The organism is Pantoea sp. GL120224-02 (assembly GCF_900215395.1).
GTDB lineage: Bacteria > Pseudomonadota > Gammaproteobacteria > Enterobacterales > Enterobacteriaceae > Pantoea > Pantoea communis.
The window spans coordinates 610,907-633,583 of the sequence record NZ_OBEC01000001.1; the positions used below are offsets into that span (position 1 = coordinate 610,907).

At 52.3% G+C, this 22,677-nt stretch carries 20 protein-coding genes; 9 read left to right on the top strand and 11 right to left on the bottom strand.

Annotated elements, in window-relative coordinates:
- Positions 1-50: 50 nt before the first annotated feature.
- Complete coding sequence (gene fadD, locus CRO33_RS02780) at positions 51-1,727, top strand: long-chain-fatty-acid--CoA ligase FadD (protein ID WP_141398994.1); 1,677 nt, start codon at positions 51-53, stop codon at positions 1,725-1,727.
- Positions 1,728-1,825: 98 nt separating this feature from the next.
- Complete coding sequence (gene rnd, locus CRO33_RS02785; RefSeq protein WP_097117255.1) at positions 1,826-2,947, top strand: ribonuclease D; 1,122 nt, start codon at positions 1,826-1,828, stop codon at positions 2,945-2,947.
- A gap of 54 nt (positions 2,948-3,001) precedes the next feature.
- Here the strand turns inward: rnd and minE are convergent, their stop codons facing one another.
- From minE to minC, 3 genes are read right to left on the bottom strand one after another with little or no spacing between them, the layout of a single operon-like run.
- The gene (minE, locus tag CRO33_RS02790; RefSeq protein WP_034828741.1) at positions 3,002-3,277 is read right to left on the bottom strand and encodes a cell division topological specificity factor MinE; all 276 of its coding nucleotides are present in this window, start codon (positions 3,275-3,277) and stop codon (positions 3,002-3,004) included.
- 3 nt (positions 3,278-3,280) lie between these two features.
- A complete protein-coding gene (gene minD, locus CRO33_RS02795; RefSeq protein ID WP_034828743.1) occupies positions 3,281-4,093 on the bottom strand; it encodes a septum site-determining protein MinD in 813 nt (270 codons plus the stop codon).
- Between the two features lie 33 nt (positions 4,094-4,126).
- Entirely contained in the window at positions 4,127-4,837 is a 711-nt protein-coding gene (minC, locus tag CRO33_RS02800) for a septum site-determining protein MinC (protein WP_097116887.1), read from the bottom strand.
- A 153-nt stretch (positions 4,838-4,990) separates the two neighbouring features.
- Here minC and CRO33_RS02805 point away from each other — a divergent pair, with 153 nt between their 5' ends.
- The 3 genes from CRO33_RS02805 (at position 4,991) to CRO33_RS02815 (ending at position 6,705) form a co-directional block, all read left to right on the top strand.
- Positions 4,991-5,266: a YcgL domain-containing protein gene (locus tag CRO33_RS02805; protein ID WP_058959843.1), complete on the top strand. Its 276-nt coding sequence runs from the start codon at positions 4,991-4,993 to the stop codon at positions 5,264-5,266.
- Positions 5,267-5,533: 267 nt separating this feature from the next.
- Positions 5,534-6,193 carry a fumarylacetoacetate hydrolase family protein gene (locus CRO33_RS02810; protein ID WP_034828748.1) on the top strand — a complete coding sequence of 220 codons (660 nt, stop codon included), beginning with the start codon at positions 5,534-5,536 and terminating at the stop codon, positions 6,191-6,193.
- Between the two features lie 65 nt (positions 6,194-6,258).
- Entirely contained in the window at positions 6,259-6,705 is a 447-nt protein-coding gene (locus CRO33_RS02815) for a YcgN family cysteine cluster protein (protein WP_034828749.1), read from the top strand.
- Between the two features lie 39 nt (positions 6,706-6,744).
- Here the strand turns inward: CRO33_RS02815 and dsbB are convergent, their stop codons facing one another.
- Positions 6,745-7,278, bottom strand: a complete 534-nt coding sequence (dsbB, locus tag CRO33_RS02820) for a disulfide bond formation protein DsbB (RefSeq protein ID WP_097116888.1) — start codon at positions 7,276-7,278, stop codon at positions 6,745-6,747.
- Positions 7,279-7,594: 316 nt separating this feature from the next.
- Between dsbB and fadR the strand changes: the two genes are divergently transcribed.
- A complete protein-coding gene (fadR, locus tag CRO33_RS02825) occupies positions 7,595-8,314 on the top strand; it encodes a fatty acid metabolism transcriptional regulator FadR (RefSeq protein WP_034828755.1) in 720 nt (239 codons plus the stop codon).
- 37 nt (positions 8,315-8,351) lie between these two features.
- Here the strand turns inward: fadR and CRO33_RS02830 are convergent, their stop codons facing one another.
- Complete coding sequence (locus tag CRO33_RS02830; protein WP_097116914.1) at positions 8,352-9,887, bottom strand: SpoVR family protein; 1,536 nt, start codon at positions 9,885-9,887, stop codon at positions 8,352-8,354.
- Between the two features lie 501 nt (positions 9,888-10,388).
- Between CRO33_RS02830 and CRO33_RS02835 the strand changes: the two genes are divergently transcribed.
- Positions 10,389-11,690: a D-amino acid dehydrogenase gene (locus CRO33_RS02835; RefSeq protein ID WP_034828758.1), complete on the top strand. Its 1,302-nt coding sequence runs from the start codon at positions 10,389-10,391 to the stop codon at positions 11,688-11,690.
- Between the two features lie 21 nt (positions 11,691-11,711).
- Positions 11,712-12,782 carry a catabolic alanine racemase DadX gene (gene dadX, locus CRO33_RS02840; RefSeq protein ID WP_097116917.1) on the top strand — a complete coding sequence of 357 codons (1,071 nt, stop codon included), beginning with the start codon at positions 11,712-11,714 and terminating at the stop codon, positions 12,780-12,782.
- Here the strand turns inward: dadX and CRO33_RS02845 are convergent.
- From CRO33_RS02845 to yeaG, 6 genes are all read right to left on the bottom strand, one after another.
- Positions 12,775-13,968 carry a multidrug effflux MFS transporter gene (locus CRO33_RS02845; protein WP_097116919.1) on the bottom strand — a complete coding sequence of 398 codons (1,194 nt, stop codon included), beginning with the start codon at positions 13,966-13,968 and terminating at the stop codon, positions 12,775-12,777. The two genes, dadX and CRO33_RS02845, sit on opposite strands and share 8 nt — an antisense overlap.
- Positions 13,969-14,086: 118 nt before the next feature.
- The gene (gene wbaP, locus CRO33_RS02850; protein WP_058959838.1) at positions 14,087-15,553 is read right to left on the bottom strand and encodes an undecaprenyl-phosphate galactose phosphotransferase WbaP; all 1,467 of its coding nucleotides are present in this window, start codon (positions 15,551-15,553) and stop codon (positions 14,087-14,089) included.
- Positions 15,554-15,930: 377 nt separating this feature from the next.
- Positions 15,931-16,164: a DUF1480 family protein gene (locus CRO33_RS02855; protein WP_034828766.1), complete on the bottom strand. Its 234-nt coding sequence runs from the start codon at positions 16,162-16,164 to the stop codon at positions 15,931-15,933.
- A 77-nt stretch (positions 16,165-16,241) separates the two neighbouring features.
- Positions 16,242-17,969 carry a potassium/proton antiporter gene (locus CRO33_RS02860; RefSeq protein ID WP_097116972.1) on the bottom strand — a complete coding sequence of 576 codons (1,728 nt, stop codon included), beginning with the start codon at positions 17,967-17,969 and terminating at the stop codon, positions 16,242-16,244.
- A 230-nt stretch (positions 17,970-18,199) separates the two neighbouring features.
- Positions 18,200-19,477: a YeaH/YhbH family protein gene (locus CRO33_RS02865; RefSeq protein ID WP_034828771.1), complete on the bottom strand. Its 1,278-nt coding sequence runs from the start codon at positions 19,475-19,477 to the stop codon at positions 18,200-18,202.
- 91 nt (positions 19,478-19,568) lie between these two features.
- Positions 19,569-21,503 carry a protein kinase YeaG gene (yeaG, locus tag CRO33_RS02870; protein WP_034828773.1) on the bottom strand — a complete coding sequence of 645 codons (1,935 nt, stop codon included), beginning with the start codon at positions 21,501-21,503 and terminating at the stop codon, positions 19,569-19,571.
- 407 nt (positions 21,504-21,910) lie between these two features.
- Between yeaG and CRO33_RS02875 the strand changes: the two genes are divergently transcribed.
- Positions 21,911-22,660 (top strand): MipA/OmpV family protein, encoded by a 750-nt coding sequence (locus tag CRO33_RS02875; protein ID WP_058959835.1) that lies wholly within the window; start codon positions 21,911-21,913, stop codon positions 22,658-22,660.
- Positions 22,661-22,677 lie beyond the last annotated feature (17 nt).

Here is a 22,677-nt window from a genome sequence, read left to right on the forward strand (position 1 = left end):
TGATTGCAGAGGCGGCGATGGCTACGCAACAAGAATATCGGGGTGATTCTTTGAATAAGGTTTGGCTTAAACGCTATCCGGCAGATGTTCCTGCGGAGATTAATGCGGACCGTTATACCTCTTTGGTCGAACTTTTCGAGCACGCAGCATTGCAGTATGCCGATAATACGGCGTTCATTAATATGGGCCAGCCGATGACTTACCGTCAGCTGGATAAGCAAAGTCGCGACTTTGCGGCCTGGCTGCAACAAGGGTTGGGCCTGAAGCAGGGCGACCGCGTGGCGCTGATGATGCCAAACTTGCTGCAATATCCGGTGGCGCTGTTTGGCGTGCTGCGTGCGGGTATGGTGGTGGTCAACGTTAACCCGCTCTACACGCCGCGTGAGCTGAAACATCAGCTGAATGACAGTGGCGCCAGCGCGATTGTCATTGTGTCCAACTTTGCCCACACGCTGGAAAAAGTCGTCGCGGAAACACCGATCAAGCACGTGATGCTGACGCGCATGGGTGACCAACTTGCCCCGGTCAAAGCCACGCTGGTCAATTTCGTGGTGAAGTATGTTAAGAAGCTGGTGCCGAAATACCATCTGCCGGGTGCGGTGCCATTCCGCAGCGCACTGCAGCAGGGCGCGCAGATGACTTACCAGCGTCCGACGCTGACTAACAGTGACCTGGCATTCCTGCAATACACCGGCGGCACCACCGGCGTCGCCAAGGGCGCGATGCTAACTCACGGTAACATGCAGGCAAACCTGGAGCAGACCAAAGCCACCTATGGCAAACTGCTGCGTGCGGGCAAAGAGCAGGTGGTCACGGCACTCCCGCTCTACCATATCTTTGCGTTAACGGTAAACGGCCTGCTGTTTCTCGATCTCGGCGGTACCAACCTGCTGATCACCAATCCGCGTGATATCCCCGGTTTTGTCAAAGAGCTAAGCAAATTCCCGTTCACCGCCATTACCGGCGTCAATACGCTGTTTAACGCGCTGCTCAACGACGAAAACTTTAATAAGCTCGATTTCTCTACGCTGCGTCTTTCTGCTGGCGGCGGCATGGCCGTGCAAAAGGCCGTGGCTGAGCGTTGGGAAAAACTCACCGGGCATTATCTGCTCGAAGGTTATGGTTTGACTGAATGTTCACCACTGGTATCGGTCAATCCGTATGACATCACTTGCCACACCGGCAGCATCGGTCTTCCTGTACCCTCCACGGATGTGCGTATCGTCGATGACGAAGATAATGATGTGGTGCCAGGCGAACCGGGTGAACTCTGTATTCGTGGTCCACAGGTGATGATCGGTTACTGGCAGCGACCGGATGCCACCGAAGAAGTGTTGAAAAATGGCTGGCTGCACACCGGTGATGTTGTTACCGTTGATGGTGAAGGTTTTATTCGCATCGTCGATCGTAAGAAAGACATGATTCTGGTGTCAGGCTTTAACGTGTATCCTAACGAAATCGAAGATGTGCTGATGCAGCATCCGAAAGTGCGCGAAGCCGCAGCAATCGGCGTTCCCAGCGACCTTTCCGGTGAAGCGGTGAAAGTGTGCATCGTTAAAAAGGATCCGTCACTGACGAAAGAGGAAGTGCTGGATCATTGCCGCCGTCAGCTCACCGGCTACAAAGTGCCGAAGATTATCGAGTTTAGAGATGAGCTGCCGAAGACCAACGTGGGCAAAATTTTGCGCCGCGAATTGCGTGACGAGGCGAAGCGAGAAGGGCAGTAAGCTGCCTTTCTCTCCAGGTTAACGCCGGCTCAGTCCGGCGTTTTTATTGCTTTTAACATGGAGCGCTGCGCGAAGTGTGCCGCAGCGAGAATGAATACGTGAATTACACCCTGATCGACCAAAACAGCCAGCTGGCTGCCGTGTGCGAACAAGCGCGCCAGCATAATGCCGTTGCGCTGGATACTGAATTCGTGCGCACGCGCACTTACTATCCGCAGTTGGGTCTGATCCAGCTGTTCGATGGTGAACAACTGGTTCTGATCGATCCGCTCAACATCAGTGACTGGACGCCGTTCATCGCACTGCTGCAAGACAAACAGGTGACGAAATTCCTGCACGCCGGTGGCGAAGATCTTGAAGTTTTCTTGCATCGTTTTAAATGCCTGCCTGATCCGATGATCGATACCCAAATCCTGGCGGCCTTCGCTGGGCAGCCGCTGTCATGGGGCTTCGCTTCGATGGTTAATCACTTTAACCAAATCGAACTGGATAAGAGCGAATCCCGTACTGACTGGCTGGCGCGCCCGCTCACTGAGCGTCAATGCGACTATGCCGCAGCAGATGTCGCTTATCTTCTGCCGATCGCCCATCAGTTAGTTGAGCAGACGCAAGCCGCAGGCAACATGGCTGCCGCGCTGAGCGAATGCGATAATCTTTGCCAGCGTCGTCTTGACGTTTTACAGCCAGAGGATGCATGGCGCGACATCACCAACGCATGGCAGTTGCGACCGCGCCAGTTAGCAGCGCTGCAACGCCTGGCGGCATGGCGTTTGAACATCGCCCGTCAGAAAGACATGGCCGTGAATTTTGTGGTGCGTGAAGAGAATCTGTGGAAAGTGGCGCGCTTTATGCCGGGTAGCCTGGGGGAGCTCGATCATCTGGGCCTGAACGGTCATGAAATCCGCTTCCACGGGAAAGCGATGGTGGCGCTGGTGGCGGAAGCACAGGCTCAGGATGAAGCGACCTTGCCACAACCGTTGCCCAATCTGATTGACCATCCGCATTACAAACAGGCATTTAAAGCAATCAAAGCGCTGGTGTTACAGGTAAGCGAAGAGACGGGTTTCAGTCAGGAGCTATTGGCTTCACGTCGCCAAATCAATCAGGTGTTAAGCGTATACTGGGGCTTGAAAAGCGGATGCCGTACACCAGAATTACTGACTGGTTGGCGTGGTGAATTGCTGCAAAAGCGAATCGACGAGATCCTGCAGGCGCCATAAGCGGAATGTTTTCCCCTGCGCACAACGCAGGGGAAAATCAGGAACCCGCTACAATCATTTAGGAACGTCTTCCGTCTCCGTCTCCGGCAGTGTGACGTTGAGTTCCAGGATGGAGATATCGTCCCCTTTCTGATCCAGCTGAACGGTCACCATATCCGGGTCAATTTTCACGTACTTACAGATCACTTCCAAAATATCGCGCTTCAGTTGCGGCAGATAATGGGGCTCACTGTCGCCCCTTCTGCGCTCGGCTACGATAATTTGCAGCCTTTCCTTGGCTATGTTGGCTGTGTTCTTCTTACGGGATAAAAAGAAATCTAATAATGCCATTGGTTATCCCCCGAACAGGCGTTTCAGGAAACCCTTCTTCTCTTCTTCAATAAAGCGGAAGGGGCGTTCTTCGCCAAGCAGGCGATCTACGGTATCAGCGTAAGCTTTACCGGCGTCAGAGTTAGCGTCGAGAATGACCGGCTCACCCTGGTTAGAAGCACGAAGTACTGACTGATCTTCCGGGATCACACCCACCAGTGGTATACGCAGAATCTCCAGCACGTCTTCCATGCTCAGCATGTCGCCACGCGTCACGCGGCCTGGGTTGTAACGTGTCAGCAGCAGATGCTCTTTCACCGGGTCCTGGCTATTTTCAGCACGACGCGATTTAGAAGAGATAATGCCGAGGATGCGGTCGGAGTCACGCACGGAAGAGACTTCCGGGTTGGTGGTGATAATCGCTTCATCCGCAAAGTACAGTGCCATCAACGCACCGGTTTCGATCCCCGCAGGGGAATCACATACGATGAAGTCGAACTCCATCGCGGCCAGGTCGTTTAATACTTTTTCCACGCCTTCGCGGGTCAGCGCATCTTTATCACGTGTTTGTGAAGCAGGCAGGATATAGAGTTGCTCCGTGCGCTTGTCACGAATCAGTGCCTGGTTCAAGGTTGCATCGCCCTGGATGACGTTGACGAAGTCATAAACCACACGGCGTTCACAGCCCATGATCAGGTCGAGGTTACGCAGACCGATATCAAAATCGATCACGACAGTTTTCTTGCCCTTCTGCGCTAAACCGGTTGCGATGGCCGCGCTTGACGTGGTCTTGCCAACGCCCCCTTTACCCGATGTAACTACAATGATGCGTGCCATAAATGTTGATTTCCTTAACGAAAGAAAAGGGGCCTAATAAAGTGTCTGAATGGTGAGCGCGCCCTCTTTAAGGCACAGGCGCGCGGCTTTACCAAAAAATTCCGCCGGAATCTGATCCATGATCCAATATTCCCCGGCAATAGAGACCAACTCGGCTGCGAGGTTGGTACAAAAAATCTGGCTGTCACGTTCGCCACTGGCACCCGCCAGCGCACGACCACGCATCATGCCGTAAATATGAATATTGCCGTCCGCCACTAGTTCGGCACCGGCGCTGACGCTGTTGGTGACGATAAGGTCGGCATTCCGTGCGTAAATTTGTTGGCCTGAGCGCACTGGCGTATTGATGATGCGGGTTTTGCTGGCGGTTTCAGCGACCGGCGCCAGAATAGGCGGGGCTTCTTCAACCCCTGGCGCTTCCGCACGCTTGCGATTCTCTTTGCCTTCTGACAACACCGGCAAGCCTGCACGGGCAATCATCTTTTTCAGGGCTTCATCTTTACAACCGCTGACACCGACAATGCGTAAACCGGTGGCGATGACCGCCTGCTGCATCTGTTTCCAGTTGATGTCACCGTTCAGTGCTGACACGTTGAGCACCACCGGTGCATTCTGCAAAAACGCAGGTGCCTGGTCGATTTTGTCCTGCAGCGCCTGACGAATCACCTCGGGTTGCGAATGGTGCAGATGAACCACTGACAGGGTAAAACTGCTTCCCTTGAATTCGATTGGCGTTTGCGACATCTGTCCTGACTCAGTCCTGTTTTACGACCCTAAGATGTACGCCGATAAAATCGTCATTAACATCAAACGGTCAATATTCGAAGTTCTGCAAGCATGTTATAGTTACTGCTATATTCAGGCAAGTGACGCCATAGGTTAATTCGAGTAAAAAATATGTTTTGTGTGATCTATAGAAGCCCGCAACGTGAACAAACTTATCTTTATGTTGAAAAAAAAGACGATTTTTCGCGCGTTCCGGAAGAACTGCTGCGTGGCTTTGGTAAACCCCAGCTAGCAATGGTGCTATCACTGGACAAACGCGACAAACTGGCTAATGCAGATATCAATAAAGTTAAGCAAGGTTTGAGCGATCAAGGCTATTATTTACAGATCCCACCACCGGTTGAAAGTCTGCTCAACATTCATCTTGATCAGAGTAAAAAAGTTTAATTCGGATTCATCTGTAAATATTCCCTGTAAAAATCCTCAGTGTTATTTGCATTAATTATTCGCCCGCTTTAAAGCATTATTGCGGGCAATAATTCCAGGTTGTGATCCTGTTTGTTGCGTATGATTAACGACTTTTGACAATTTCCGCCACGTCTGCTGCCATAAAACCGCTAATATAATCCTCCTCAGCTTGCCGCGTTCCGGCACTGAACCTGACCTATCCGCCAGTCAGACTGGCATCAAACACTACTAATGCAGGGGAACAGCATGTATCAGCATCGTAACTGGCAGGGCGCTTTGTTGGATTATCCCGTCAGCAAAGTGGTTTGCGTGGGCAGCAACTATGCGAAGCACATCAAGGAAATGGGCAGTGCCACGCCGACAGAACCGGTGGTGTTTATCAAACCGGAAACGGCGGTGTGCGATCTGCGCCAGCCGCTTTCGATTCCAGCCAACTTCGGCGAAGTGCATCACGAAGTGGAACTGGCGGTGCTGATAGGCTCCACGCTGAAGCAGGCAACGGAAGAGCATGTGGTGAAAGCGATTGCCGGATATGGTGTGGCCCTGGACCTGACGCTGCGTGATGTGCAGGCGGGGCTGAAAAAAGCCGGTCAGCCGTGGGAAAAATCCAAAGGGTTCGATAACTCTTGCCCGCTGTCAGGTTTCATTCCAGTTTCTGAATTCAGCGGCGACCCGCAGGATACTGAACTGAAGCTAGTGGTGAATGGCGAAGTGCGCCAGCATGGCAGCACGGCGGATATGATTCACAAAATCCTGCCGCTGATTGCTTACATGAGCCAGTACTTTACGCTGCGCGCCGGCGATGTGATCCTGACGGGCACCCCGGAAGGTGTCGGGCCAATGCGATCTGGCGATAAACTCGAAATCTCGCTGGCCGGTCACGGAATTACCACCCGCGTACTGTAAAACTTGCATCACCGCACCTAACCCTTTATAAGGTGCGGTCTTATTGCACAACCCGGACCGCGATCATGACTGAACAACCTTTCTGGCAGACAAAACGCCTTGACCAAATGGACGATGCAGAGTGGGAATCACTGTGCGACGGCTGCGGCCAGTGCTGCCTGAACAAGTTGCAGGATGCGGATACCGATGAAATCTATTTCACCAATGTGGCCTGTAATCAGCTGAATATTAAAACCTGCCAGTGTCGTAACTATGAGCGCCGGTTTGAGTACGAAGAGGACTGCATCAAGCTCACGCGTGAAAACCTCACCACCTTTAACTGGCTGCCGCGTACCTGCGCCTATCGTCTGTTAGGCGAGGGCGGGACTTTACCTGCCTGGCATCCACTGGTGGCCGGTTCGAAAAAGGCGATGCATGCGCAGCGTATCTCGGTGCGTTACATTGCGGTGCGGGAAAGTGAAGTACGCGACTGGGAAGATCACATTATCGATCGACCCGACCGTAACGGTTGACGTGAAAACAGGCAGCGAGAGCTGCCTGTTTTATTTTGATTAACGGCTAAACAGATCGCGGCGTTTTGGCTTAAACGGCTGGGCAATCAGCACCAGTGCGCCAACCAGCAGATACGCGGCAAAGATGACGATCATCCATTGTGGCATGCTCCAGGTCAGGAATGTCCAGCTGCGTTCGGCACAATCACCGCTGGCGACAAATACTGATGGCAGCCATTTATCCAACGGCAGCCAGGTCGGGAAGCGTGCGGCAAAGTCACAAGTAACAAACGGATTCGGGTGCAGCTGAATATTTGTATGTTCAATCGCAAGCATTAATCCCTTATAAGCGCTGTAAAGCCAAATCAGGATAGCGGCCCAGCGCAGTGGCAGGGATTTCGGGGCGAACGCGCCAACGATACCTGCGCCCATGACGCCAAACAGCGCACAACGTTCGTAGATACACATCACGCAGGGTTTCAGTCCCATGACGTGTTGAAAGAAGAGTGCAGTCAGTTCAAAAGCCAGTGCTGTCAGAGCCAGCAATAACCATGCCCCGCGTCCTCGTGAGCATTGATTCAAATATCGCAACATATTGCTTATCCTGTAACCATTAATGCTTCGCAGTGTAAACCAAAAGCGTAACCGTGCCAGCCAGGTAAGGGGAAAAAATCATGTACAAAAATGACTTAAGCCTGATCCAGGCCATAAAAAGCGCATTTACTGATCAAGCGGAGGTGGCAGAAGGTCCATACCACGCAAACGAGTGCGTTGCCGTCTGACCGGTTAAAAACACCGCTGAATTTTGCGCCAGCGCGCGCTTTTAATAGGTTGTCAGTCTATTTCCGCTATAGCCGCTCTGGTATGATGAGTGCCATTACGACAAAGAAAGCAATGAGAAATAAATGCTATGGTGATTAAGGCGCAAAGCCCCGCAGGATTTGCTGAAGAGTATATTATTGAAAGCATCTGGAACAGTCGCTTTCCGCCGGGGTCTATTCTGCCTGCTGAACGTGAGCTTTCTGAACTGATTGGCGTTACACGCACTACGCTGCGTGAAGTTTTGCAACGTCTGGCACGCGATGGATGGTTAACCATTCAACATGGTAAACCCACGCGCGTGAATGATTTCTGGGAAACCTCCGGTCTAAACATTCTCGAAACGCTTGCCCGCCTCGATCACGATAGCGTACCGCAGTTGATTGATAATCTGCTGTCGGTGCGTACCAATATCGCATCGATTTTTATTAGCCGCGCACTGCGCCATCATCCGGACAAAGCGCGCGAGGTGCTGGAAACTGCACTGAGCGAAGAGGATAAAGCAGAAGCCTACACCGAACTGGATTATCGCGTGTTCCGTGGTTTGGCCTTTGCCTCCGGTAACCCGATTTATGGTTTGATCCTGAATGGTTTGAAAGGGCTGTACACCCGCGTGGGGCGCCACTACTTCTCTAATCCCGAGGCGCGTCAGCAGGCTCGTAGCTTCTATCGTCAACTGGCGGATTTGTGCAGTGCGAATCCCACGCAGGACCAGATTGTCGATACGGTACGTGAGTATGGTCGTCGCAGTGGAGAGATCTGGCACAGCATGCAAAAAAGCATGCCCGATGATTTAGCCAGCAAGCGCTAAAAGAAAACCGGACTTTAACAGTCCGGTTTTTTTATGTTTACAGTGCGGGTCCACGTGTTGGCGAGCGGTCCAGCAGCTCAACGCTGCCATCTTCGTTCTGTTGTTCCAGAATCACATCGAAACCCCACAACCGATGCACATGCTTCAGCACTTCGCGGCGGCTTTTATCCAGCGGCGCACGTTGCTGTGGCACGTAGCGTAAGGTCAGCGAACGGTCACCGCGCAGATCCACATTATAGACCTGAATGTTAGGCTCCAGATTGCTCAGGTTGTACTGTGCTGACAGCTGCTGGCGGATGGCACGATAGCCTGCTTCGTCGTGGATCGCGGCAATTTCCAGGAAGTTATTGCGATCGTCATCCATTACCGTAAACAGGCGGAAGTCGCGCATCACTTTGGGTGACAGGAATTGGCTGATGAAACTCTCATCTTTAAACTCGCGCATGGCAAAGTGCAGCGTTTTTAGCCAGTCAGAACCCGCAATATCCGGGAACCAGTAGCGATCCTCTTCCGTCGGTGACTGGCAGATACGCTTGATATCCTGGAACATGGCGAAGCCCAAAGCATAAGGGTTTATGCCGTTATACCACTGGCTGTTATACGGTGGTTGATACACCACATTGGTGTGGCTGTGCAGGAACTCCATCATAAAGCGTTCCGACACTTTCCCTTCGTCGTAGAGATGGTTGAGGATGGTGTAATGCCAGAACGTCGCCCATCCTTCGTTCATCACCTGCGTCTGTTTCTGCGGGTAGAAATACTGGCTGACCTTGCGCACGATGCGCAGCACCTCGCGTTGCCAGGACTCCAGCAGCGGGGCGTTTTTTTCCATAAAGTAGAGTAAGTTTTCCTGCGGTTCCGAAGGATAGCGCGCCGCTTCCACGTGCACAGACTCCTTCTCTTTACGCGGCAGGGTGCGCCATAAGGTGTTTACCTGGCTTTGCAGATACTCTTCACGGCTTTTTTGCCGCGCTTTCTCTTCCTGCAGCGAGATCTTTTGCGGACGTTTATAGCGATCCACGCCGTAGTTCATCAGAGCATGGCAGGAGTCGAGCAACCGCTCCACTTCTTCGACGCCATATCGCTCTTCACAATCGGTGATGTAATTACGCGCGAATAACAGGTAATCGACGATGGAGCTGGCATCGGTCCAGCTGCGGAATAAATAGTTATTTTTAAAGAAAGAGTTGTGCCCATAGCACGCGTGCGCCATCACCAGCGCCTGCATGGTCATGGTGTTCTCTTCCATTAGATAGGCAATACAAGGATTGGAGTTGATGACGATCTCGTACGCTAAGCCCTGCTGGCCATGTTTATAGCGTTGTTCGGTTTCAATGAATTTTTTACCGAACGACCAGTGGGCGTAGTTAATCGGCATACCCACGCTGGAGTAGGCATCCATCATTTGTTCGGAGGTGATGACTTCGATTTGATGCGGATAGGTATCAAGCCCATAGCTTTTCGCTACACGGTCAATTTCTGCCAGATAAACATCAAGCAGTTCAAAGGTCCAGTCGGGTCCATCACTGAGTCGTTTACTGCTCCGGGTTGGCTCGTCAAAGATTGTCGTCATAGCGCACCTCTGTTTTGCAAGCGGCAGGCAACGGAGTGTCACCTGTCACGATCGTTTAAGGCTTCATCCTGAGAAAGACAGCCCAATAAAACTGAGCGAACACTTCAATGATAGTCCACTGTCGCTTATCCGAAACCGGAACTCAATCGAATTCTTTTGGCAGAAAATCATTCAAAAATCGTCGCTTAAGTCATTACTGATGACAACTGTTGGTTTTTATCTAAGTTGCAGAATAAAGTTCTGTTTATAAGTGCATTGTATGACTGCGGCGCTTTCTCCTGAAAAAAGAGAAAAGCACTCCCTTGCGCATAATAAATTGCTGATTAATGGTTTTATGGCATAAAAAATCCTGATTTTTGCACTAGCTCATGATTTCTGTGTGCAGGAAGGTGAAAAACATGTGAAATATGTCTGTCGAATGTAAGATAAGAAGTGCTGTCTGGTTATGCTGATTCAGGCAGCATTCATAGTTGATTATGCTTTTGCCGCGGCGAGGGGCTTATGCGCGTAGTGATTCTTGGAAGTGGTGTCGTGGGAGTGGCGAGTGCCTGGTATTTGGCGCAGGCTGGACATGAGGTGACGGTCATTGATCGCCAGCCGGGGGCCGCGCTGGAAACCAGTGCCGGCAACGCTGGCCAGATCTCTCCAGGTTATGCGGCGCCCTGGGCGGCACCGGGCGTGCCACTGAAAGCGGTAAAATGGATGTTCCAGCGTCACGCGCCATTGGCCGTCCGCCTCGATGGCAGCAAGTTCCAGCTGGAATGGATGTGGAACATGCTGCGTAACTGTGACATGCGCCATTATCAGGAAAACAAAGGACGCATGGTACGTATCGCGGAATACAGTCGTGATTGCCTGAAAGCATTGCGCGCCTCGACCGGTATCGCCTATGAAGGCCGGCAGGGTGGCACCTTGCAGTTGTTCCGCACTCAGCAGCAGTTTGAGAGCGCCAGCAAAGATATTGCCGTGCTCAAAGAAGCCGGCGTGCCATACGAACTATTGGAAGCACACCAGCTCCACAGCGTTGAACCGGCGCTGGCCACGACCGCACACAAACTGACCGGTGGGCTGCGTTTACCGAACGATGAAACCGGAGACTGCCAGCTGTTTACGCAGCGCCTGGCCGAGATGGCAGCCGCTGCGGGTGTCACCTTCCGCTATGACACCCAGGTTGATCAACTGCTGCGTGAAGGCAATCGCATTTACGGTGTGAAGTGTGGTGATGAGGTGGTTAAAGCGGATGCCTATGTGGTGGCCTTTGGTTCCTACTCGACCGCGTTACTGAAAGATATTGTCTCAATTCCGGTTTATCCGCTTAAAGGTTATTCCCTCACCATTCCGATTAAGAATCCCGACGCTGCGCCGGTGTCCACCATCCTCGATGAGACCTACAAAGTGGCGGTCACGCGCTTTGACGATCGCATTCGCGTGGGAGGCATGGCGGAAATTGTTGGTTTTAACACCAAACTGACGCCTGCACGACGTGAAACGCTGGAGATGGTGGTCAGCGATCTCTATCCTGAAGGCGGTTTTGTTGAACAGGCCACGTTCTGGACAGGATTGCGTCCGATGACGCCGGACGGCACGCCGATTGTCGGGCGTACGCCGCTGTCCAATCTCTATCTCAACACCGGTCACGGAACGCTGGGATGGACCATGGCCTGTGGTTCCGGTCAGCTATTGGCTGATTTGATTTCCGGTCAGAAACCGGCGATTGCCGCAGACGATTTGTCAGTACTGCGCTACCTGCCGGGTTTCGAACCCCATTCATCGCCGTTGCGTAACGCTAACGCGGCGCGTTGAGACCTCAGGGAGAGCACAAGCATGTCACGTCCTACTGGCGCCACCATTAACCAACAGGCGCTGCGCCACAATCTGGCGATTGTACGGCAGGCTGCACCACAGTCGCGGGTTTGGTCAGTGGTCAAAGCCAATGCATACGGGCACGGTATCGCGCGTGTCTGGCAAAGTCTGGCAGAGACCGATGGTTTCGCGCTGTTGAATATGGAAGAAGCGATTCTGTTGCGTGAGCAGGGTTGGAAAAAACCGATTCTGTTGCTGGAAGGTTTCTTCCATGCGGAAGATTTGACGCTGATTGATCGCTATAGATTGACCACCAGCGTGCACAGCAACTGGCAGATTCAGGCGCTGGCCAAAGCTTCACTTTCTGCGCCAGTTGATATCTATCTGAAGATGAACAGCGGCATGAATCGTCTGGGTTTCCGTCCGGAACAGGTGCAGGCTGCGTGGCAGAAACTGCGTGCGTTGCCCAACGTCGGCGAGATGACGCTGATGGCGCATTTTGCGGACGCGGAAAATCCGGAAGGTCTGATCGAGCCGATGAAGCGCGTTGAACTGGCTGCCGAAGGTTTGGATTGCCTACGCTCGCTCTCCAACTCTGCTGCCACCTTGTGGCATCCAGAAGCGCACTTTGATTGGGTGCGCCCAGGCATCATTCTTTATGGCGCATCGCCGAGTGGTGACTGGCAGGACATTGCCAGTACCGGATTGCAGCCGGTAATGACCTTAAACAGTGAAATCATTGGTGTGCAGCAACTCAGTGCTGGCGATGGTGTGGGCTATGGCTATCGCTATCACGCTACGTCCTCGCAGCGTATCGGAATTGTGGCCTGTGGCTATGCCGACGGCTATCCGCGTCATGCGCCAACCGGCACGCCGGTGAGCGTCGACGGAATTCGTACCCAGACGCTGGGCGCGATATCAATGGATATGATGATGATTGACCTCGAACCGTGCCCGCAGGCCGGGATTGGTTCCAAAGTGGAACTGTGGGGCAATCAGGTGAAAATCGATGAGGTGGCGAAAGCCGCCGGCACGGTGGGTTACGAGCTGATGTGTGCGCTCGCGCCCCGTGTGCCGGTTGAGGTTATTTAAGCGCGGTCACGCTGCCGTGCATCTTCTTACTGCAGCGCCAGGCAATCAGGGCCAGCGCTGCACCTAAAAGCATCATTAAGGCCAGTGAGGATTTCTCGGCGACCGGTAACGCGACAATCATCAGGCTGCCACCTGCGCCGCAAGCCATCTGAATAAAGCCCTGCAATGCCGCGGCAACGCCGGCCTGCTGCTGATACGGCTCTAATGCGTAGCTGGTGGCGGGGCCAACGGTAAAGGCCAGTCCCGCAACCGACACCGCCACTGGAATCATATACAGCGCCCAGTGTGTCTGCCATGCGGCAGGCAACAGCGTCATCCCCGCCAGCAGCAAAATGGCACCTATCAGCATAGTGACAAAGCCCATCGCCAGGCAGAACGGGCGTCCGGCTTTACGGATGGTCTTATTCACAAACGCACTCACCAGCATGATCCAAAAGCCGTTAGCACCAAAGGCAAAGGAGAATTGCAGGGGCGTCAGACCCCCTTCCGTCATCAGCACGTGGGGTGCCAGTGACACATAAGTCAGCACCATGCCGAGCGCGCCCGCATTGGCAAAGGCGAAGGCAAGAAAACGCGGTTCACGTGCAATAGACGCGTACTGCGCCAGCGGCAATCCTTTAACTCGCAGCGTATCGGCAGGACGGGTTTCCGGCAGGCAGAACACCACGATCAAACCAATCATGGCAGCATAGCCACACAGGAACCAGAAGGGCGCACGCCAGCCATAGGCTTCAGCAAGGATGCCGCCCAGCAGTGGCGCCAGTGCCGGCACAATATTCAGTGCACCATTCAGGAAACCATAGGCGCGTGCGGCTTCATCACCGCTTAAACGATCGCGCACGCCACTGAAGGCCACCACAGCACTGCAACAGACCGCGCAGCCCTGAATCAAACGGGCGAGGAAGAACACCGGCCATACGGTGGCGGTCGCAGCCACAGCGCTACCCACGATATAGAGTGCCAGGCCAATCAGCGCAATCGGCTTACGGCCAAAATTATCCACCAAAGGTCCGGTCACCAGTTGGCCGATGCCCATCACCAGTAAGAACAGCGGAATGGTAATCTGAATCAAACTGACCGGGCTGTTCAGGCCTTCAGCGATTTGCGGCAGAGTGGGAAGGTAAAGATCGATGCCGAGCGGTGCCAGCAGCACCAGGCTTAAAAGCAGCAGGGTAAATTTTTGCATCTGAAACCAGAAACGTCCTGTTAAACAAGCGGGAAGGGTAATGACTTAGCCGGGAAAAAGAAAGGAATAAAAAAGCGATGTCTGCTGGACCAACACAGACATCGCCTCGAGGATAGGATCAGTAAGCGCCGTCACGGCGTAACACTACGCCTGCGGTTTTGAACAGAATGGCAATATCGGTCCACAACGCCCAGTTCTTCACATACCAGGAATCGAAATAGACGCGGGTGTCGTAGTCGATGTCGTTACGACCACTCACCTGCCACAGCCCCGTCATGCCTGGTTTCGCCATCAGGTAATAATCGACATCCCCTGCGTAGCGTTCCAGCTCAGCTTCGATAACCGGACGTGGTCCCACCAGACTCATCTCACCACGAATCACATTCCACAACTGCGGCAATTCGTCGAGACTGGTTTTACGCAGGAAGCCGCCAATTTTGGTGATGCGTGGATCGTTCTTCAGTTTGAAATCACGATCCCATTCGGCACGCGCTTCTTCACTGGTCGCCAGCAGGTTTTGCAATACTTCCTGGGAGTTAGTGACCATCGAACGGAACTTCAGGCATTTAAACTTCACACCGTCTTGCCCAACGCGTTCATGTCCATAAATGGCATTGCCGCCATCACGTTTCACCATCGCACACAGCAGACCAAATACCGGGGCAAGGAACAGCAGCAACAGTGATGCCACCACGATATCGAAAGTACGCTTGAGGAAGCGGGATGAGCGTTTCGCCAGATTGTTGCTGACGCGCAGGATCATCACTTCGTGGCTGAAGATGAATGACATATCAGTGCCATACAGCGGCACACCGCGCAGGGTTGGAATCACGGAGATGGAGCGGCACTTCATTTTGGACAGGAACTTCAGCCATTTATCGCGCACCACCTGCTGTTCAAACTCAGTGGCGACGATAAATTGCGTGTTGTCGCGATCCATCGTTTGCCAGTTGATGTCTTTCCAGGTGATCACGGGTACACCATTCACATTCTCAGGGTGGTGCTCATCTTCCAGTGAGATGAAAGCCTGGACGTTGTAGCCGAGGATTTCCTCACTCTGCAGGGCTGCATAAGCTTCCATGGCATTCTTGCCTGAACCAATGATGATGGTCTCTTTCTGCCACTGACCTGCGCGGTTAATGGCACGCTTGACCACCGCACGCATCAGCGGCAGCAGTAGCAGTGCGTAAGTCCAGCTAAACACCCAAACCATGCGCGAAAAATCCCACTTGGAGAAGGCAATCAGCGCCAAATCCAGCAGCGAGAAGACGAACAGGGTTTTAACAATCTCTTTTAACTCGAACCAGAACGGTTTGCGGTAAGTGTAATGACGCATGCGCACCCAAAACCACGCGGTGCAAAGTACAGAAAGCCCTAATTGAGCGATGAAGCGGTACTCAATCTGCTGCGGCGGAATAAAGGTGTCCAGTTCTCCCCAAATACCCTGAACGGTTGCTGCAGATAAAAACAAAGCCAGATTCAGAGCAATTAAATCCGAAAAGCTTAAAGCGACTTTTGCGATGAGATTTTTACGCAATCCGCTCCACGAGCGGGTTGCATCATTCATTACCAATGTACTTGCCATAAAACCTGCTCTCTTTTCTTAAGTAAAAGATGGCCTGACCAGAATCAAGTACGCGCTCAGGAGTTGTCCACCGAAAATAAAAAGAAATAATTTTTCAGTGCGATATAAGTCAATGCTGCCATAAGCGCTGCATGGAAAGGGCCGTTTGAGACGTGATGTACGTCACGAAAAGCTGCAGCAACGTTTAAGAGTATGCAGGAGTTATTTGACAGAGTTAATATGGAAATAGTCTTAAAAGGAAATAAATGCTGCGTGAAATAGTGAGTTAGCTAATTGAAATACAAGGTTAAAACTAAAAAAAACACAGATAGAACGCTTCATTTTAAGACTGCTTTTAGGAATGACCGCCATACGAAGCGGATGGCGGCGGGGGTACATCAGGCGGGTTTTTTTAATACCCAGCGGTCTTGTTGCTTGTCATAGTGTCCGATCTGCAGATCGACGGGCTCGCCATCAATCCACGCCGGCACGCTGGTTTCATGATCCCAGCCATCGAGTTGGTAACTCAGGCCGGGGTTGGTATTGCAGGGAATGCTGATGGTATCGAGCTTTTCAGCATTCAGTTCTGCATCAACGATCTCGTAACGACCAATCTTTACCACGTGTCCCATGCGCTTCTCCCGTTTGTGCTGGGTGGAACAGTGATCATAGTCGCTCACGCGCAGTTTTGGCGTATTCGCGGTTAGGATTACTCCTTGTCTTCCATGACACGTACGCCAATTTTAACGATTTGGTTGTCCTCTTTCTCCGCCACGGTCCAGGTCAATTGGTTCCACTCCACCTGATCGCCCACCACCGGTGTACTGCCCAGCAGGCCCATCACCAGTTGACCGAGGGATTGCTGATCGTTGGTGGTTTCATCAAGTTCCAGCCCATAAATTTGCGCCACATCGTGTAAACGTGCCTCGGCATCCAGAATGAAGTCACCAAAGAAGCGTTGATCGAGCGCGACGGGTGGAGACTGACTGAACATTTTACCCAAAGCGGGCAAATCACGTTCACGTCCAATCACACATAGCACATCGCCCTCTTTAAGGCGCGTGCTACCGTTGGGATGCATCAGCGCGTTATCGCGGAACAGGGCAGCGATGCGCGTTTCGCGTGGCATCTGCAAATCACGCAGCGCGGCTCCAATACACCATTTATCAGCACTAAGTTGGTAAACAAACTGCTCCCAGGGGTTTTCAGGGTGGATGTCCAGTCCGACGCGGCTGATAGGTGATGCAGTAGGGGGAACCACCACTTTGGCGCGTTTGGCCGCATAGCCCAGTGAGGTGCCCTGCAGCATCAACGACACGAGAACCACGAAGAAGGCGATGTTGAAGTAGAGCTTGGCGTTTTCCAGCCCGGCCATCATCGGGAACACCGCGAGGATGATGGGTACTGCGCCACGCAGGCCAACCCAACTGATAAAGATGCGTTCGCGGCCGGTAAAACCTTTAAATGGCAACAGGCCCACCAGAATTGAAAGCGGACGCGCCACCAAAATCAGCCAGAGAGATAAAATCATGGCAGGAACGGCGATATGCCACAAATCAGATGGCGTCACCAGTAAGCCGAGCACGATAAACATGCCGATCTGACTCAACCACGCCATACCATCGAAGGTTTGCAGAATACCGTGACGGTTGCGGATCGGGCTGTTACCCAGCAGATAGCCACACAGGTAAACCGCCAGAATACCGCTGCCTTCCATCACCGTCGTCAGTGCAAACACAATGATGCCGCCACTTAACGCCAGCAGGGGATAGAGACCTTGCGCCAGATTGATACGGTTAATCAGTTGCTGTAGTGCCCAGCCGCCGCCCAGCCCCAGTACAATACCGAGACCGAACTGTTGCACCAGATGTACCACAAACATCCAGCTTAAGCCTGACTGGCCTTGCTGGATCATGTCAATCAGCGTGATGGTCAGGAATACCGCCATGGGATCGTTACTGCCGGATTCAATTTCCAGCGTGGAGCTGACACGTTCGTTAAGCCCTTTATCCCCCAGCAGCGAGAAGACGGCGGCGGCATCGGTGGAACCGATAATCGCGCCAATCAGGAAACCTTGCATCAAATCGAGTTTAAAGAGCCAGGCTGCAGCCAAACCGGTCAAACCGGCGGTTATCATCACACCGACCGTGGCGAGTGATAATGCGGGCCCCAGTGCCACCTTGAATGAGCTGGCTTTGGTGCGCATGCCGCCATCCAGCAAAATAATCGCCAGCGCGAGGTTAGAAACCAGATACGCCACCGGGTAGTTGTCAAAAGCGATGCCGCCAATCCCATCAACGCCGGTCAACATGCCTAACGCAAGGAAGATTACCAGAATAGGGATGCCAAGCCGTGACGAGAATGAACTCAGAAGAATACTTGCTGCGACCAGCACGGAACCAATAATAAACAAACTGTAAATCATGCTGGCATTCAACGGCGTTCTCCTGCGGTACGAGCGGAAATGACAAACTGCGGGGGATTCACACAGACAAGGTGAAAAGATAATGCCTTATCAATAGCTTGTCAGCGCTTAATTGCATATTTTTTCAATCTGCGGAGCGCTATCCCATAGATCGTTAAAATTGTGTGAAAAATCAGCGGGGATTTCAGGCGAATGAGCGGTGGCGCGGAAAAGAAAAAGCCGGTCAATGACCGGCTTGATGTTCAGGCTTCTGCCACCTGTTTGTGGAAAAGTTCTCTAAATACTGGGTAAATGTCTTCTGGCTCGCGGATGTGCTGAATCGCGAAGTTATCAAACATGGCTTGCAGATGTTCATACTCACGCCACAGCGTCTGGTGCGCACGGCGCGTGATTTCAATGTAGCTGTAATAACGTACAACCGGCAAAATATGTTTGGCCAGAATCTCATGACATAACGGAGAGTCATCCGCCCAGTTGTCACCATCAGAGGCCTGTGCCGCATATATATTCCACTGCGCAGGGTCATAGCGCTCTTTAACCACTTCATCCATTAACTTCAATGCGCTAGAGACAATGGTGCCGCCGGTTTCCTGCGAGTAGAAGAACTCCTGCTCGTCGACTTCTTTCGCCTGCGTATGGTGACGGATATACACCACCTCCACATTTTTATAGGTCCGGCTCAGGAACAGATAGAGCAGAATATAAAAACGCTTCGCCATGTCTTTCGTGGCTTGGTCCATGGAACCGGAAACATCCATCAGGCAGAACATCACCGCCTGGCTGGAAGGCTCAGGGCGCTTCTCAAAGTTTTTGTAGCGTAAGTCGAAGGTATCAATAAAGGGTACGCGTTCAATGCGTGCCCGCAGTTCGGCAATCTCTTTGCGCAGCCGCTCCTCTTCCAGCAACTGAGCCGGTTCACTGTTCTCCACTTCCGTCAGCGTGGCTTCCAGTTCGTGCAGCATACGGCGTTTACCGGCGGTCATGGCAGTACGACGCGCCAGTGAATTTTGTAGCGAACGCACCACACTGATGTTGGCCGGTACCCCATTTGAGGTGAAGCCCGCGCGGTGCGTTTTATATTCGTTCAATTGGCGATGCTGATTTTTACGCAGATTTGGCAGGGCAAGATCTTCAAACAGCAAATCAAGATATTCATCTTTCGATATCTGGAAGACAAACTCATCCTGACCTTCACCGTCCTGACTGGCGTTGCCCTGACCGCTGCCACCGCCACCACCGCCCCCTTGTGGGCGCTCAATGCGGTCGTTCTGGACGAAATGATCGTTCCCCGGATGCACGCGATGGCGACTGCCGCCGCGTCCCTGATGGAAAATGGGCTCATTGATGTCATCGATAGGAATCGAGACAGATTCGCCGCTCTCCACGTCGGTGACCGACCGCTTGTTGATGGCCTCGGAGATCGACTGCTTGATTTGCGACTTGTAACGGCGCAGGAAACGCTGCCGATTGACCGCGCTCTTGTTTTTACCGTTCAGACGCCGATCGATAAAATAGGCCATACATATCCCCCAAACTACAGTGCAAGCCAGGCCGGAACCACTCCGGCCTCCTGTTGCGGCGTCGCGGCGCCGCGTAGCTTACAGGTAACGATTAAGACGATTTACGCACGCGCAGATACCATTCGCACAGCAAGCGTACCTGCTTGCGGGTATAGCCTTTCTCCATCATGCGATCGACAAAATCATCGTGTTTTTTCTGTTCGTCCGTTGAGGTCTTGGTATTAAACGAAATCACCGGCAGCAACTCTTCGGTATTGGAGAACATTTTCTTCTCAATAACCGTGCGCAGTTTTTCGTAGCTGGTCCAGTTGGGATTACGTCCACTATTTTGCGCCCGGGCACGCAGCACAAAGTTGACGATCTCGTTACGGAAATCTTTCGGGTTACTGATCCCGGCAGGTTTCTCGATTTTTTCCAGCTCGGCGTTCAGTGATTCACGATCAAACAACTGTCCGGTATCGGGATCACGGTATTCCTGATCCTGAATCCAGAAGTCGGCGTAGGTTACATAGCGGTCGAAGATGTTCTGGCCGTATTCTGAATAAGACTCCAGATAGGCGGTCTGAATCTCTTTGCCAATAAACTCCGCGTATTTCGGAATCAGATAACCTTTCAGGTGCTCAAGGTATTTCTCTGCCAGATCCTGCGGGAACTGCTCGCGCTCAATTTGTTGCTCCAGTACGTAGAACAGATGTACCGGGTTGGCCGCCACTTCGGCATGGTCAAAGTTGAACACGCGCGACAGAATCTTGAACGCGAAACGGGTCGAAAGGCCGTTCATGCCCTCATCCACGCCAGCGTAGTCATGATACTCCTGCCATGATTTCGCTTTTGGATCGGTATCTTTCAGGCTTTCACCATCATAGACGCGCATTTTTGAATAGATGCTGGAGTTTTCCGGCTCTTTCAAACGCGACAGGATAGAGAAGCGCGCTAAGGTCTCCAGCGTGCCTGGTGCACATGGCGCCGTCGTCAGCTCACTGTGATTAAGCAGTTTGTCGTAGATTTTGATCTCTTCCGACACTCGCAGGCAGTAAGGCACTTTGACGATGTAAACACGGTCCAGGAACGCTTCGTTGTTCTTGTTGTTACGGAAAGTCACCCATTCTGACTCGTTGGAGTGCGCCAGAATGATGCCGTTAAACGGCAGGGCAGAGATCCCTTCAGTACCGTTGTAGTTACCTTCCTGAGTGGCGGTCAGCAATGGATGCAGCACTTTAATCGGTGCCTTAAACATCTCGACGAATTCCATGATGCCCTGGTTCGCGCGGCAGAGTGCGCCCGAGTAACCGTAAGCGTCGGGATCGTTTTGCGCGTGGTTTTCCAGTTTGCGGATATCCACCTTACCGACCAATGCAGAGATATCCTGGTTGTTCTCATCACCCGGTTCCGTTTTGGCGATGGCCACTTGTTCCAGGATAGAAGGCCAGACTTTGACAACTTTAAAGCGGGTAATATCGCCGCCGAAGTCATGCAGGCGTTTTGCTGCCCACGGCGACATGATGGTGCCCAGGTAACGCCGCGGCACGCCATACTCTTTCTCAAGAATATTGGCGTCTTCCTGCGGGTTGAACAGGCATAGAGGATGATCGTTGACCGGGCTGCGTTCGCCATCAGCGCTCAGCACGTAGATCGGTACGCGTTGCATCAGGGCTTTCAAACGCTCAGCAAGTGACGATTTACCGCCACCGACCGGCCCCAGCAAGTAGAGAATCTGTTTCTTCTCTTCCAGGCCTTGCGCAGCGTGTTTCAGGTAGGAGACGATTTGTTCAATCGCTTCCTCCATACCATAAAACTCTTCGAAGGCGGGATAGCGTCCCATGACGCGGTTAGAGAAGATTCTGGAAAGGCGTGGCTCCTGCGCCGTGTCAACCATCACCGGCTCACCGATAGCCATCAATAGTCGCTCTGCAGCGTTGGCGTATGCACTGCGATCCTGCTTACAGATTGCGAGAAATTCCTGCAGTGTGAACTCTTCGTCCTTGGCAGCTTCATAACGCTGACGATAATGATCGAATATATTCATAGCGATGCCCGTCCTTTCGTTTTTAGCACAGGTAAAGGAGCGAAATTAGATACGTTTGCAGCTCCCGGAAGATATTCTTTATTGAGTACAGCAACCCTTATGCCAACCTGACGTTTTTTTATCGGGATACACAATTCTTATGGTTACTCTGCTCGTACAAAAAGTCTCGGCTTACTTTTAACTGTAGAAGGCATTCAGAAAATCTGCAGCCACTTTTCTCCTTATTTAGCGATATATCAATAACAAAGTCTCATAAGCACTAAGGCATTCCGTTTGCATGTCTACCACTGCAGCCTGCTTCAGACTATTCCGCATGGGTGATAAACATCCCTGATTTAACGTTAACCCAGCGCGAAATTTTAGTTAGACTCTGCGTGTGATTGTTATATTAATGGACTGATTAAATTGTGAACCAATTCAAACTTAAAGCGCTTGCTTGTGTTGTTCCTTGTTATTTTGCGGCGTTCAGCACTCATGCAGAACCCTTATCTCTCGGGGCTTCGGTTATTTATGCCCAGTCACCTTATCGCGGTGGACAGGACCGATACATCCCCATCCCGGTCATCAATTATGAAGGCGAAAACTTCTGGTTCCGTAGCTTGCAGGGCGGCTACTACCTGTGGAAAGACCAGCAGGATCAACTGTCATTAACCCTGTTGGGTTCACCGCAACAGTATGATCCCAAGGATAACGATCTGGGTGACATGAAGGCTCTGGATAAGCGCCGGATGACTCTGATGGCAGGTGCCACCTATCGCCATGTTGCCGATTGGGGTATCGTGCGTACCGCTCTGCTGGGCGATGTGCTGAACAACAGTAATGGCATCATCTGGGATCTTACCTATCTGTATCGCTTCGATTTTGGCGCGTTCAGCCTGACGCCAGGCATCGGTGCAATGTGGAACAGCGCCAATCAAAACCGCTACTACTATGGCGTGTCTTCGCACGAAAGCGCGCGGACAGGTATTGCTGAATATCAACCGGATGACAGCTGGTCTCCTTATGTGGAAATGAATGCCAGCTACCAGATTAGCGATAGCTGGAATGCCAGTTTGTCCGGGCGTTACACCCGCTTTGATAGCGAAATCAAAGACAGTCCAATGGTGGACAAAAGTGGTCAGTTCACTCTCTGGACCGGCATCAGCTACAGCTTCTAATGGTTTTACATGGCGCC